Below are 14,002 nucleotides of genomic sequence, written 5' to 3'. Positions count from 1 at the left end.
TTTTATTCTCTACGGTATTGTTTAGTTTCTTCAAAAACATGTTCTAAAATAGCTTTATCCTTGTTCGTAAATTCCTCATTTCGTCTGCCCATAACCACTTCGGCAACTTCAAATGCCTTGTTGGTTTTATAAGTAACGAAGCCTTTACTTCCTCCCCATGAAAAACTTGGAACGAAATTACGCGGAAATCCACTCCCAAATATATTAGCACTTACACCAACAACCGTACCAGTATTGAACATGGTATTGATGCCGCATTTACTATGATCTCCCATCATTAAACCACAAAACTGAAGTCCTGTTTTAGCAAATCCTTCGGTTTTATAATCCCACAAGCGTACTTCTGCGTAATTATTTTTTAGATTAGAATTATTGGTATCAGCACCAAGATTGCACCATTCACCCAGTACAGAATTTCCTAAAAAGCCATCATGACCCTTATTTGAATAACCAAAAATCACCGAGTTATTCACCTCACCTCCAACTTTACTAAAAGGACCAACGGTTGTTGGACCATATATCTTAGAAGCTAGTTTTACAGTAGCACCTTCGCAAAGCGCAAAAGGCCCTCTTATCACTGAGTTTTCCATAACCTCAGCATTCTTGCCAATGTAAATGGGTCCAGAACTAGCATTTAACGTTACAAATTCCATTTTAACGCCTTTCTCAATAAAAATCTGTTCGGGATTTATAGTATTAACTGAAGTCGGTATTGCTTCTGATTGACGACCGTTAGTTATGAGATTAAAATCTTCAATGATAGCATCACCGTTTTTTGCGAATATATCCCAAGTATGTTCAATCTTAATAATATCGTCGTCATAATCGATTGCTTCAAATGAAGAAAAATCCTCTACTTCTTCACCTTCCTTTGCAAAAAAGGCAATAACATCTTCACCTTTAAACAACGCCTGATTGTGACTTAACCCTTTAACAATTTCAGCTATTTCTCTATTTGGTAAAAATGAAGCATTAATCATGATATTCTCGTCCATTTCAACCATTGGGTATTTATCAGAAAGGTAATCTTCAGTTACTGTTGTAGTAGTATACTCCAGGTAAGATTCCCACTTTTGTCTAATGGTTAATATACCTACTCTTATATCGGCAACTGGACGTGTAAATGTAAATGGAAGCAAGTTATTGCGATAAGGACCATCAAATAGGATATAATTCATAAACAGATTATAGCTTTAGTTACCTATCAAAAGTAGGGTAATTGCTCAAAACAAAAAAGCCTTTCTTAATGAAGAAAGGCTCTTAAATATCAATTCGTTAGAATTACTTCTTAAACTTCGCGTATTTGCTTTTAAATTTATCAATACGACCTGCCGTATCAACAAGTTTGGATTTTCCTGTGTAATAAGGATGAGATGTTCTAGAGATTTCCAATTTCACTAAGGGGTATTCAACACCGTCAACTTCAATCGTTTCATTTGTATCAGCCGTAGACTTAGTTAAAAACACATCGTCATTAGACATGTCTTTAAAGGCTACGAGTCTATAATTCTCTGGATGTATTCCTGTTTTCATCTCTAAACTTATTTAATCTGTATTTCGAATTTTTCGAGGTGCAAATTTAATTAATTTTATTAAATCTACAATCTTTTTATTCTTTTTTATTTAGAGAAAATGATGTAACAAATTCTTATCTTTAAGTACTAACAAGTCAATTAACTAAAAAATCACTTTTTAATCATGGAACATCAAAAACCATCAATTAAGCCAATAGCCTATACTTATGGGTTATATCTCGCCTTATTATCTATAGCAGGGCTAGTTATTTTATATGTTTTAAACGAAGAACGCAACTGGATACTCAGTGGCATTAGCATAATACTTACCATCTATATTTATTATTACGGTATTAACCTTTTTAAAAAGCAAAATGCTAATGTTCTAAGTTTAAAAGACGCATTGAAAGTTGGTATGGGTATGGCAGCCATTGGTGGTATCGTAGCTGCGCTCTATGCTGCACTGCATTACGGTGTTATTGCACCAGAATTTATGGAAGGTATCCGCGAAAAAGCAATGGATGATATGCTGTCACAAAATCCAAACATGGAAGGCGAACAGCTAGAAATGGGCACAAAGATGGTAAATATGTTTACCTCAACGTTCTTTTTGTCTACTATGTTTCTTGTTTCTAGTCTATTTTTCGGATTTATTATATCCCTTATTATTGGTGCGATACTCAAAAATGACAAGTAATATCCTTAAATTATTTCTTTATTTTTGAAGTCTACAAAGAAGACTTATAGCCCATGGACATATCAGTAGTTATACCACTACTAAACGAAGAAGAATCTTTAAAAGAATTACACGATTGGATTGTATCAGTGATGCAATCCAATTCGTTTTCTTATGAAATTCTTTTTATCGATGACGGAAGTACAGATAAGTCTTGGGATACTATAAAAAAACTAGCATCAATCAATACCAATGTAAGAGGTATTCGTTTTCTTAGAAACTTCGGTAAGTCACAAGCCCTTAATGCCGGTTTCGCAAAGGCTGATGGCGATGTAATTATTACTATGGATGCAGATCTTCAAGATAGCCCAGAGGAAATTCCAGAGTTGTATAATCTAATAAATTCTGGTGATTTCGATTTGGTCTCAGGATGGAAGAAAAAACGATATGATTCTGTCATCTCAAAGAATATACCCTCTAAACTTTTTAACTGGGCGGCTAGGCGTACCTCAGGAGTAAAATTGAATGATTTTAACTGTGGTCTGAAAGCCTATAATAAAATTGTTATAAAAACCATCGATGTATATGGTGAGATGCACCGGTATATCCCTGTTTTAGCAAAAAGTGCAGGGTTTTCTAAAATTGGCGAAAAGGTGGTGCAGCACCAACCTCGAAAATATGGACATACAAAATTTGGTATGAGTAGATTTATCAATGGATTTCTAGACCTAATGACCGTTTGGTTTATTTCTAGATTTGGAAGAAGACCCATGCATCTATTTGGTGCACTAGGCGTCTTAATGTTTATAATTGGTTTTGGATTTGCCGCATATCTCGGCATTGACAAACTTTTCATAAACCCAACAGGTCGATTAATTACTGATAGACCACAGTTTTTTATTGCATTAGCAACAATGATAATTGGTGTCCAATTTTTTATTGCTGGTTTCATTGGCGAACTAATACTTCGAACCAAAAGGCAACAGCAACGTTATTATATAAACGAAGAAATAAATACAACAGACTAATAATCGAATGTATTAATGTAATACAGTGAAAGCATATTTGATTAATTTTATATTATAAATTTTTTCCAAATGATATACATCAAACCAGAAATATTAAAACGTGTAAATACATGGTTGACCCCAAGTTTTGATAAGGACACACAAAGTCAAATTAAAGAACTCATCGCTTCAAATCCGAAGGAATTAGAGGAAAGTTTTTACAAAGATTTGGAATTTGGTACGGGTGGCATGCGAGGTATTATGGGTTTAGGCACCAACAGAATAAACAAATACACACTTGGGAAAAATACCCAGGGCCTAAGTAATTACTTGAAAAAAGTGTTTTCCAAGGAAGCCATAAAAGTAGCAATAGCATACGACTGTAGGCATAACAGCAAAACGTTTGGTAAGGTGGTAGCAGATGTATTTTCTGCCAATGGTATAAAAGTATACCTCTTCGAGGATTTAAGGCCAACTCCAGAATTATCGTTTGCTTTAAAGCATTTACATTGCCATTGTGGTATTGTATTGACAGCATCACATAATCCTCCAGAGTATAATGGTTACAAAGTTTATTGGCAAGATGGTGGCCAATTGGTACCTCCTCAAGACGCTGAAATTATTGATGAAATCAATAGTTTAGATTACTCACAGGTTAAATTTAAGGCCAATAATGATTTAATTCAATATATAGGCAAAGATATTGATGATGTTTTTATAAAGGCTTCTATTGAAAAGGGGAGTTTTACTACGCAAGAATCAAGAGATGATCTTAAAATTGTTTTTACATCACTCCATGGCACATCAATTACAACAATACCCGACACATTGCAACGTGCTGGCTATAAAAATGTTCATATTGTTGAAGAACAAGCAGAACCAAATGGAGACTTCCCTACAGTAGATTCTCCAAACCCTGAGGAACCTGAGGCACTTAAAATGGCTTTAGATTTGGCAGAAAAAACCAACGCAGATATCGTTATAGGTACAGATCCAGATAGTGACCGTTTAGGAATTGCAATTAGAGACCTTGAAGGCAACATGAAACTTTTAAACGGAAACCAGACCATGGTAGTTATGACCGAGTTTCTTTTAAACAATTGGAAAAAAGCCGGCAAACTTAAAGGAAGAGAGTTTATAGGTTCGACAATTGTATCAACGCCAATGATGCAAGCCTTGGCAGATGGTTATAATACAGAATTGAAAATTGGTCTTACCGGTTTTAAATGGATTGCCAAAATGATTAAAGACTTTCCTGAACTTGATTTTGTAGGCGGTGGTGAGGAAAGTTTCGGTTTCATGGTAGGTGATTTTGTTAGAGATAAGGATGCTGTAACATCTACACTATTAGCTTGTGAAATTGCCGCGGATGCCAAATCAAAAGGAAGTTCGTTCTACAAAAAGCTGATCGAACTGTATGTTGAATTTGGATTTTACAAAGAGCGTCTTATTTCTTTAACCAAAAAAGGAATAGAAGGTGCTAAAGAAATAAAACAAATGATGGTTGATGCCCGTGAAAACCCCTTAAAGGAAGTTAACGGATCAAGGGTTGTACGCATTGAAGATTATCAATTATCTATTGCTAAGGATATGGTAAACAAGAAAGAAGAGAAAATTGATATTCCAAAATCTAATGTGTTAATTTACTATACTGAGGACAACAGCAAAATTGCTTTAAGGCCAAGCGGTACAGAGCCTAAGATTAAATTCTACATAAGTGTTAAGACTAAATTAGACAATGTGTCCGATTTTGAAAAAAAGGAGCAGTTATTGGAATCCAGAATTGATGCTATCCTGAAGGATATGAATTTAAATTAATGGATTATCTAAAAAAACTATCAAGATTTATTATTCCGTATAAGCGCTATGGAATATTAAATATTATCTCCAATATTTTATATGCATTATTTAGCACATTGGCAATGGTATCTCTAATGCCCATGATAAATGTGTTATTTGGAGAAGGAAAAAAAGTTACCTCAAAACCCATTTATGAAGGTATTAGGTCTTTAAAAGACTATATTGAAAATTTCATTAATTATATTATTACTACAACATCACAGCAATATGGCGCACAGCGCTCTTTGCTATATATGATAGTATTAATTATAAGTTTGTTTTTGCTTAAAAATCTCTTTAACTATTTAGGACTCTATTTTATCACATTTCTCAGAAATGGTGTTTTAAAGGATTTAAGAAATGAAATCTACTCCAAGGTCACAAGCCTCCCTATATCCTATTATTCTGAAAAAAGGAAAGGTGACATTATTGCAAGAATTTCTGGAGATGTTAACGAGGTAAAAAACTCATTGTTGGCCATATTGGAATTGATTGTTAAAGAACCTCTCACTATTCTATTTGCAATTATCGCGATGTTCACGATCTCCGTAGAACTAACAATTTTTGTGTTTTTATTCATTCCTGTTTCTGGTTTTATCATATCTAGAATTGGAAAAAGCCTTAAAAAGAAATCAGATCGTGTTCAAACTGAGCAAGGCGTTTTTCTTTCGACGTTAGAAGAAACATTGAGCGGTTTAAAAGTTATCAAGGGTTTTAATGCGGAGGATCGATTTAATAATAGATTTAAAGATTCTACAAACAGATTCTACAACTTTTCAAATACTTTAATGAACCGTCAAAATTTGGCCTCACCAACAAGTGAATTTTTGGGAATCGTCACTATCGCTGCTTTACTCTGGTATGGTGGTAGCATGGTTTTAGTTGAAAGATCACTGTCTGGCGGTGCCTTTATTGGGTATATGGCCTTGGCGTATCAAATTCTTACACCAGCAAAGGCTATCAGCAAGGCAAGTTATAAGGTAAAGGCAGGCAATGCCGCCGCAGATCGTGTTTTGGAAATTCTAAACACAAGCTCTCCATTAGAAGATATACCAAACGCTAAATCAAAAAGTGACTTTAATTCAAATCTAAATCTCAATAATGTTTCATTTAAGTATGATGATGAATTCGTTCTTAAGAACTTTACTTTAACCGTACCAAAAGGAAAAAGTGTTGCGCTAGTAGGCCAATCCGGTAGTGGTAAAAGCACTATTGCCAATTTAGTAACTCGATTCTATGATGTTAACGAAGGAAGCATAACAATAGATGGTGAAAACATCAAGGAATTGACCAAAAATTCATTGCGTAAACTTATGGGCTTAGTTACCCAAGATTCAATTCTATTTAACGACAGCATAAAGAATAATGTACTATTAGGTAAGGAAAATGCGACCGATGATGAAATTATTGATGCACTAAAAATTGCTAATGCTTGGGAATTTGTAAGGGATTTACCCAATGGAATTGATACAAACATCGGTGACTCTGGGAATAAATTATCTGGTGGTCAGAAACAACGACTTAGTATTGCACGCGCCGTATTAAAGAATCCCCCAATTATGATTTTGGACGAGGCGACCTCTGCTCTTGATACTGAAAGCGAGCGACTGGTCCAAGAGGCATTAGAAAATATGATGCGTAATAGAACTTCAATTGTTATAGCTCATAGATTATCTACCATACAAAATGCAGATCAGATTGTAGTTATGCAAAAAGGTGAGATTGCAGAGCAAGGCACTCACAAAGAACTAATGACCAAAAATGGCGTGTACAAAAGGCTTGTAGATATGCAAAGCTTCGATTAAAAAATGTCAACGTATTTAAATCAAAAAGGATGCACCTTTCGGCACATCCTCTTCTGTTTGTTACCAGATTTGGGGACACTGGCAACAGTTAATAGGTTAAGCAGGTCAAACATATGACAAAAAATATTACAAACCAAAAAAAAATTGCTTTTTATCGTATTTTTTTGCGTTTTGTCGATATAAAAAATCATATATACCTCATTATCAATGTATTAATTTACCACTAGTAATTTTGAAAAAATTCTAATTAAACTTTTAGTATTTTAACGAGTCAAAAAGCAAAAGAAATTAATTGACCGACGAATCACAATTCATATTGCGTCTACAAGACCCCAAGTCTAAAGAAGGTGCTTTCAGGGAGTTATTACAGCTCTATAAAGAGCGACTATATTGGCATATACGAAAAATAGTTATAAACCATGACGATGCTGATGATGTTTTGCAAAACACGTTTATAAAGGTTTATAAAAGCATTGACAAATTTAAAGGAGAGAGTAAATTATTTTCATGGTTATATCGTATTGCGACCAACGAGTCGATTACACATTTAAATAAAAATGCAAAACGATTACAGATTAGCAATGAAGAGCAGAAAAGCAATGCAATAAATAATTTAACAGCTGATGTATATTTTGAAGGTGATGAAATTCAGCTTAAATTACAGAAGGCAATTGCATCATTACCACAAAAGCAACAACTGGTATTTAATATGAAATATTTTGACGATATTAAATACAAGGATATGGCAGATATTTTGGAAACCAGCGAGGGTGCTTTAAAAGCATCATATCATATAGCCGTAAAAAAGATTGAAACTTATTTGACCTCTAATTAAACCATTGTCACAATTATGAGTCAAACCAATAGATATTGAAACCAGTTCAGTACAAGTGAAAAAAGATAAATTACATAACATCAAAAATGAAGGGTTTAAAACTCCTGAGGGATACTTCGATACATTCGAAGACAAACTCATGGATAGACTGAATCTATCTGATACTTTATCCAAAATCAATAATTCTGGTTTTAAAGTACCTAATGATTACTTTAAAAAAGCAGAGACAGAAATATTGAATAAGGTAAAAGAAAATGATACGCCTGTAATTCAACTATTTTCTAGACGCCAATTGTATTATGTGGCTAGTATGGCAGCTTCAATTATATTGATGCTGGCTATTTTCATCAACAAACCATTTGAAGAAGAATTATCAATAGAAATGGTAGAAAACTACCTGGAAAATAGAGACCTAAGCAGTTATGAACTTGCAGAATTACTGGCAGATTCAGACTTACTAGAAGATGATTTTGTGATAACGGAAACAAGTTTTGAAGAAGATAATTTAGAATCCTATCTTCTTAAAAACTCAGAAATAGACTTAATTATAGAATAGAACTTTACAATATTATGAAACAATTAATCCCAATATTAATATTATTAATAGGTCTCTCAAGTTATGCACAACGTGATGGCAGAATGAATGAGCGTATAAAAGCACAAAAGGTTGCTTTTATAACTGAGAAGCTGAGTCTTACTGCAGAAGAAGCACAACAATTTTGGCCTATCTATAATGCATTTGAGGAAAAACGTGAACGAATTAAATCTGGCCCTCTTAGAGATGCCAAGATCAAGATTAGAAGTAATCCTAACATGTCAGATAATGAAGCTAGTAGACTTTTAGAACAAGTACTAGATGCTGAAAATGAGATTCACAATGCAAAAATAAAATTGGCGAAAGATTTACAATCTATTTTGTCCTCCAAAAAAATTATTAAGTTAAGGGCAGCTGAGGACGAGTTCAACCGAATACTTTTAGAGCGCTTAAAACAAATGCGACAAAAAAGAGCAAACAGAAACTAATCTAGAGGGAGCCTAATCGCTTCCTTTTTTTATCTAAAAGTTAATTTACTTATTCTACCCTTTCCCGCAGCATAAGCAACAGAATCATTCAAAAACCTAATGGTGTAGAAGCCTTCATCACTCAAGTGCGTCCAAGACTCTCCAGAATTATTTGAAAAATCTATTCCTTTAAAACCAACTGTTACCAATTCTTTTGCATCTCTACCAGGCACATATTGTACGCAACTTCTATAACCTGGACCAATACCATCGGCTACTATTTGCCAAGTTTTACCACCATCTACTGTTCTTATTTTATTTGCCAATGTGTCATTAGGTTTTGTATAATCACCACCAATAGCAAAGCCATTCTTTTCATCATAAAAATCAATAGAATACATTCCAGTTGTAGATTGACCCTGAATTATAGGAGTTTCAAATACTACCCAACTTTCACCCTTATCCGATGAGTAATACACTCGACTTGCCACACCTCCAGTTGCTACCCAAGTGTTGTCACCAACAATAGCAATATTAGTATCGCTAGCTGCAAAAGCCGCTTCACCCTCCTTAGCTTTTGGCAAATCAATACAGTTTATTTTTGACCACGATTCTCCAGCATCCCTAGTTATAATAATACTAATGCAATCTTCGGTTGGGTCACCAATGGCAATACCTTCTTTGTCATTCCAAAACGCCATAGCATCATAAAAAACGTTGTCATTAACTTCTTCGTAGACCAATTTTGGTTCTCTCGCTTTTCTATAAAGTTTATATAGTCTTGCTGGATTCTCAATAGATAAGGCAAACAAATCACCTTTAACTTCTTCAATTGCTCTAAAATGAAGGGGCTTAGCATTATATGTTAAAATATTCTTATAATGTTCTCTTCCATTTTCTGTGGAAAAATTATTTAAATTTATTTTGAATTGCCCAATGAGATCACGCTTACCTATATGACTAGAACTACCATAAAAAATATACTCATCATTAAATTCTAAAGCTCTTATATTTAAAGTAGAATCGATGTAAATAGATTCAATTTCTACCAGTGCAACATTAGAAGGCCTACTATATTCGTCTTTACAACAAAAGAAAAAAAGCATAACAAAACAGAATAGTATCGTTCTCATAGAGTTATTTTTCATAAAAATAGAAAAGTCTAATGATTAACCTGATAAACCTTTTAGCAATTAAACATTTATGTACCTTTGCCTGCCTAATTAATTATAATGCGACTACACAGAAACTTATGCTTTGCAGTAATTGATGGATTACACAAAATCTTCAATGAAAATGAATATGCCGATAAAGTAGTACAACAATTGCTAAAACGTGATAAACGTTGGGGAAGCAGAGATCGAGGTTTTATTGCCGAAACGACTTATGAAATTGTTAGATATAAGCGACTTTATGCAGAGATTGCTCATGTAAAAGAACCATTTGATCGTGATAATCTGTGGCGTATGTTTGCTGTTTGGGCAACACTTAAAGGCATTAGATTACCAGATTGGAAATATTTCTCTGATACACCAACCAGAAAGATTAAAGGAAGATTCGATGAGCTTTCTAAAATTAGAAAGTACAGCGAATCTATTCCAGATTGGATGGACGACTTGGGTCTTAAAGAATTAGGGGAAAAAACATGGTCTAAGGAAATTTGTAAACAGAATGAGCAAGCAGAAGTAATTCTGCGCGTAAATACTTTAAAGACCAATAAAAAGGATTTAAAATTAAAGCTTCAATCTGAAAGTATTGAAACAGAATTTTTACCTAATTATCCAAGTGCTTTAAAATTAATAGAACGTGCTAACGTTTTTAAAACCGAAGCATTTAAAGATGGTTGGTTCGAAGTTCAAGATGCGTCATCGCAATTAGTAGCTGATTTTTTAGATGTAAAACCAGGCATGAAAGTTGTGGACGCCTGTGCAGGTGCTGGTGGCAAGACGCTACATTTGGCATCCTTAATGGAGAACAAAGGTCAGATCATTGCAATGGATGTCTATGAAAGTAAATTAAAGAAACTTAAGGTAAGAGCAAGGAGAAATGGCATTCACAATGTAGAATTGAAAGTTCTTGACTCAACAAAACCAATTAAAAAACTGTATGGTAAAGCAGACAGGTTATTAATAGATGCACCATGTTCTGGACTTGGCGTATTAAGACGAAATCCTGATGCAAAGTGGAAATTACAGCCAGAGTTTATTGATAACATAAAAAAAGTGCAAACTGAAGTATTAGAAAAGTACTCTAAAATGGTTAAACCTGGTGGCAAAATGGTCTATGCAACCTGTTCTATTTTACCGTCAGAAAACCAAGAACAAGTTGATAATTTCTTAACTTCGGAAGCAGGAAAAGATTTTAAATTTGTGAAAGACAAAAGAATTCTTGCACATCAATCAGGCTATGATGGTTTTTACATGGCTTTATTAGAAAAGAATTAATCCAAATCTTAATCAGATTAATTTATATGAAACAGCTTTACATTCTATTTTTATTCACTTGTAGCCTAGTATATGCGCAAATTCCAGCAAATTATTACGATAGTGCTAATGGCCTTAGTGGTTTTGCACTTAAAACCGAATTAAAAAATATTGTTTCAAACGGTCATATCGCAAGAACTTATGATCAGTTGTACGATGGTAATGGAATCACTGGTTCAAATGGGTATGAAGACACACATTCCGACCTTAATGTTACGGGTGGAACCAATTATGAAAATGATGGCACTATACTAGATTTTTACTCCGAAAATCCGATTGGTGCAGACCCTTACAACTATACACATGACATCATCAATCAATGTGGTAACCAAACGGCTGAAGGCGATTGTTATAATAGGGAGCATTTAGTACCACAATCATCATTTAACAGTGCATTCCCGATGCAAAGTGACATTCACCACGTCATTCCAACAGATGGCAGAGTAAATAACTTTAGAGGGTCATTGCCTTTTGGTATTGTTGATATTAGTGACCCGGACCTTTGGACCTCTTTAAATGGTTCTAAACGTGGCAATAGCGATGTTAGCGGATATTCAGGAGATATGTTTGAACCAATAGATGAGTTTAAAGGAGATATTGCTAGAGCGCTACTCTATTTTGCGGTAAGATATGAGGACACAGTCGATGGTTACACAAGTTTCGATATGTTCAATGGCACAAATGATGAAGTATTTTTTACATGGGCAATCGATTTACTCTTAGATTGGCATAATAATGTAGATCCTGTTGATCAGAGAGAAATTGACAGAAACAACGAAGCCTATAATTTCCAAGGCAATGCAAATCCCTTTGTGGATCATCCTGAATACGCATCAATGATTTGGAATCCTTCACCAGATACCGAAGCACCAACAGCACCGACAAATCTAATGGCTGCTAACCCAACTACAAGTACGATTGATCTAAGCTGGACAGCTTCTACAGATAATGTTGCAGTCACTGCTTATGATATTTACATTGGTGGTTCGTTTTCAGAAAGCGTTGCAGGAACCAGTACCACAATAACAGGATTAGCTCTTAATACAGAATACTGTTTCACAGTATTTGCAAGGGATGAGGCCATGAATACATCGGCTTCTAGTAATCAAGATTGTGCAACGACTTTAGATTCTTCTGGCGGAACTAACGATTTATTCTTCTCTGAATATGTTGAAGGTTCTGGGACAAATAAGGCACTAGAAATTGCAAACTTTACAGGTAGTTCAGTCAATCTGTCTGATTATACATTGAAATTAGGGTCAAATGGAAACCCTTTCGGAACAACGTATTCCTTCCCAAATACGATAATTGCAAATGGTGATGTGTTTATAGTTGCCAATAGTGGTCTAGATAGTTCTTGTCAACCTCAGCAAGATGATGTTAATAACACGATAACCTCTTTTAATGGCAATGATGCAATAGGCTTATTTAACAATGATGTCTTAATAGACATTATAGGTATAGAAGGCGATAGTAGCGATTTTGCCGAAAACGTTACTTTACAAAGAAAGCAATCTGTAGAATTCCCAACAACCACTTACAACAGCGCTGAGTGGAATATTCTACCAATAAATGATTGCTCTGGTCTTGGTAGTCATTCACAAGTTCTCAATATTGAGACATTTGAATCTACTCCAATAAAAATCTATCCAAATCCTTTAAGCGGGAACATACTGAAAGTGAGATCAAACTTTAATTTGAATTTTGAAGTTTTTTCAATTTTAGGTAAAAAAGTTTCAGAAGGTAAAGTTTTAAATAGTCAAATCAATATCAGCGATTTAAAAAAAGGTATTTATCTGATCAAATTCACTTCGGGTAGCCAAAGTAAAACCTATAAATTGGTGCGTCTTTAATAATCTTATTGATGGAAGACTTAAAACGACATCTTGAGTCTTTTCTTAATATGTCTATAATTGACTCACGACCTCTTTCTGGTGGTGACACATCCTCTGTTTACAAATTAGATACAGAGAACAAAACGTCTTTTATTCTAAAGTGTGGTCCTGTGAAAATTTCGAATGAAATGTTTCAAGCTGAAGTCAAAGGGCTTCATCTCATTGAAAATACCGAAACCATTAAGACTCCTAAGGTTTACGATTCGGGAGTACACAATGACATTTCATATATCCTCATGGAATATGTCACGTCTAAATCACCTACCAAAGCTGATTTTTCAAGACTAGGACTTCAATTAGCAAATCTACATAAGCACTCATCAGCTAGTTTTGGATTAGATTATAATAATTTTATTGGAAGGCTCAAGCAACAAAATAATCTTACGAATAGTTGGATTGATTTTTATGGTTCACAGAGGTTAGGAATTCAATTTAAATTAGCTTCTAATAATGGACTATTAAAAGATTCCGAAATACCTTCTAGTGAGCTAATAAAATCATATTTAGAAACCATTTGTCAAGACATCAAACCTACATTACTTCATGGTGACTTGTGGAACGGAAACTTCTTGATTGCCACCGATGGCACACCTTATTTAATTGATCCTTCTGTTTATTTTGGGCATGCAGAAATTGATATCGCTATGAGCAAGCTATTTGGTGGGTTTGATATAAGTTTCTATAATGCTTATCACATTCAAAATCCAATAACCGCTCACTACCAGAAACGATTAGAAATCTATCAATTGTATTATTTACTTGTGCACCTTAATATGTTTGGTGCCTCGTATTACAGCTCTGTAAAACGTGTTTTAAATAAACACTTTTAACTTTATCTCTTTGGTCGAACTTATTGTTTAAAACCTGTTGAATAATTAGGTATTTGAATTTATTTTTCTTGAAGGTATATCACAATTTAGATTAACTTTGTGTTTTTAATTTTCAC

General features: G+C 34.2%; 13 protein-coding genes. 10 read left to right on the top strand and 3 right to left on the bottom strand.

Translation table 11 applies throughout. The features are described from left to right. Positions 1-2: 2 nt before the first annotated feature. Together LBU54_RS06435 and LBU54_RS06430 are read right to left on the bottom strand one after the other, a co-directional pair. Positions 3-1,178, bottom strand: coding sequence for a GlmU family protein (locus LBU54_RS06435; protein ID WP_224527449.1), 1,176 nt, complete (start codon positions 1,176-1,178; stop codon positions 3-5). Between the two features lie 103 nt (positions 1,179-1,281). Next, on the bottom strand, positions 1,282-1,533 hold the full coding sequence (locus LBU54_RS06430; RefSeq protein WP_224527446.1) for a type B 50S ribosomal protein L31: 252 nt from the start codon (positions 1,531-1,533) through the stop codon (positions 1,282-1,284). Positions 1,534-1,698: 165 nt separating this feature from the next. Here LBU54_RS06430 and LBU54_RS06425 point away from each other — a divergent pair, with 165 nt between their 5' ends. The 7 genes from LBU54_RS06425 to LBU54_RS06395 all read left to right on the top strand — a co-directional run bounded on the left by LBU54_RS06425 (position 1,699) and on the right by LBU54_RS06395 (position 8,699). Further along, positions 1,699-2,211, top strand: coding sequence for a DUF4199 domain-containing protein (locus tag LBU54_RS06425; protein WP_224527444.1), 513 nt, complete (start codon positions 1,699-1,701; stop codon positions 2,209-2,211). A 53-nt stretch (positions 2,212-2,264) separates the two neighbouring features. Further along, positions 2,265-3,218, top strand: coding sequence for a glycosyltransferase family 2 protein (locus LBU54_RS06420; RefSeq protein ID WP_224527442.1), 954 nt, complete (start codon positions 2,265-2,267; stop codon positions 3,216-3,218). Between the two features lie 69 nt (positions 3,219-3,287). Continuing rightward, positions 3,288-5,015 carry a phospho-sugar mutase gene (locus tag LBU54_RS06415; protein ID WP_224527439.1) on the top strand — a complete coding sequence of 576 codons (1,728 nt, stop codon included), beginning with the start codon at positions 3,288-3,290 and terminating at the stop codon, positions 5,013-5,015. Further along, entirely contained in the window at positions 5,015-6,841 is a 1,827-nt protein-coding gene (locus LBU54_RS06410) for an ABC transporter ATP-binding protein (protein ID WP_224527436.1), read from the top strand. The genes LBU54_RS06415 and LBU54_RS06410 overlap by 1 nt, the downstream gene beginning before the upstream one ends. Positions 6,842-7,133: 292 nt before the next feature. Continuing rightward, positions 7,134-7,676, top strand: coding sequence for an RNA polymerase sigma factor (locus LBU54_RS06405; RefSeq protein WP_224527433.1), 543 nt, complete (start codon positions 7,134-7,136; stop codon positions 7,674-7,676). A gap of 55 nt (positions 7,677-7,731) precedes the next feature. Further along, positions 7,732-8,232: a hypothetical protein gene (locus LBU54_RS06400; protein ID WP_224527430.1), complete on the top strand. Its 501-nt coding sequence runs from the start codon at positions 7,732-7,734 to the stop codon at positions 8,230-8,232. Between the two features lie 14 nt (positions 8,233-8,246). Then, positions 8,247-8,699, top strand: coding sequence for a sensor of ECF-type sigma factor (locus LBU54_RS06395; protein ID WP_224527427.1), 453 nt, complete (start codon positions 8,247-8,249; stop codon positions 8,697-8,699). 29 nt (positions 8,700-8,728) lie between these two features. Here the strand turns inward: LBU54_RS06395 and LBU54_RS06390 are convergent, their stop codons facing one another. Continuing rightward, positions 8,729-9,811, bottom strand: coding sequence for a WD40/YVTN/BNR-like repeat-containing protein (locus LBU54_RS06390; protein WP_224527423.1), 1,083 nt, complete (start codon positions 9,809-9,811; stop codon positions 8,729-8,731). 99 nt (positions 9,812-9,910) lie between these two features. Here LBU54_RS06390 and LBU54_RS06385 point away from each other — a divergent pair, with 99 nt between their 5' ends. Genes LBU54_RS06385 through LBU54_RS06375 form a run of 3 tightly spaced genes read left to right on the top strand, consistent with a single transcriptional unit; the run spans position 9,911 to position 13,886 of the window. Continuing rightward, a complete protein-coding gene (locus LBU54_RS06385) occupies positions 9,911-11,122 on the top strand; it encodes an RsmB/NOP family class I SAM-dependent RNA methyltransferase (protein WP_224527420.1) in 1,212 nt (403 codons plus the stop codon). A 26-nt stretch (positions 11,123-11,148) separates the two neighbouring features. Continuing rightward, on the top strand, positions 11,149-13,014 hold the full coding sequence (locus tag LBU54_RS06380; RefSeq protein ID WP_224527418.1) for an endonuclease: 1,866 nt from the start codon (positions 11,149-11,151) through the stop codon (positions 13,012-13,014). Positions 13,015-13,025: 11 nt separating this feature from the next. Further along, positions 13,026-13,886 carry a fructosamine kinase family protein gene (locus LBU54_RS06375; RefSeq protein WP_224527415.1) on the top strand — a complete coding sequence of 287 codons (861 nt, stop codon included), beginning with the start codon at positions 13,026-13,028 and terminating at the stop codon, positions 13,884-13,886. Positions 13,887-14,002 lie beyond the last annotated feature (116 nt).

Origin of the sequence: Winogradskyella alexanderae (genome assembly GCF_020166335.1) — a bacterium.
In the GTDB taxonomy this organism is placed as follows: Bacteria; Bacteroidota; Bacteroidia; order Flavobacteriales; family Flavobacteriaceae; genus Winogradskyella; species Winogradskyella alexanderae.
Note: the sequence above shows the minus strand (reverse complement) of the source record. Positions and strands in the feature narration are given on the sequence as shown.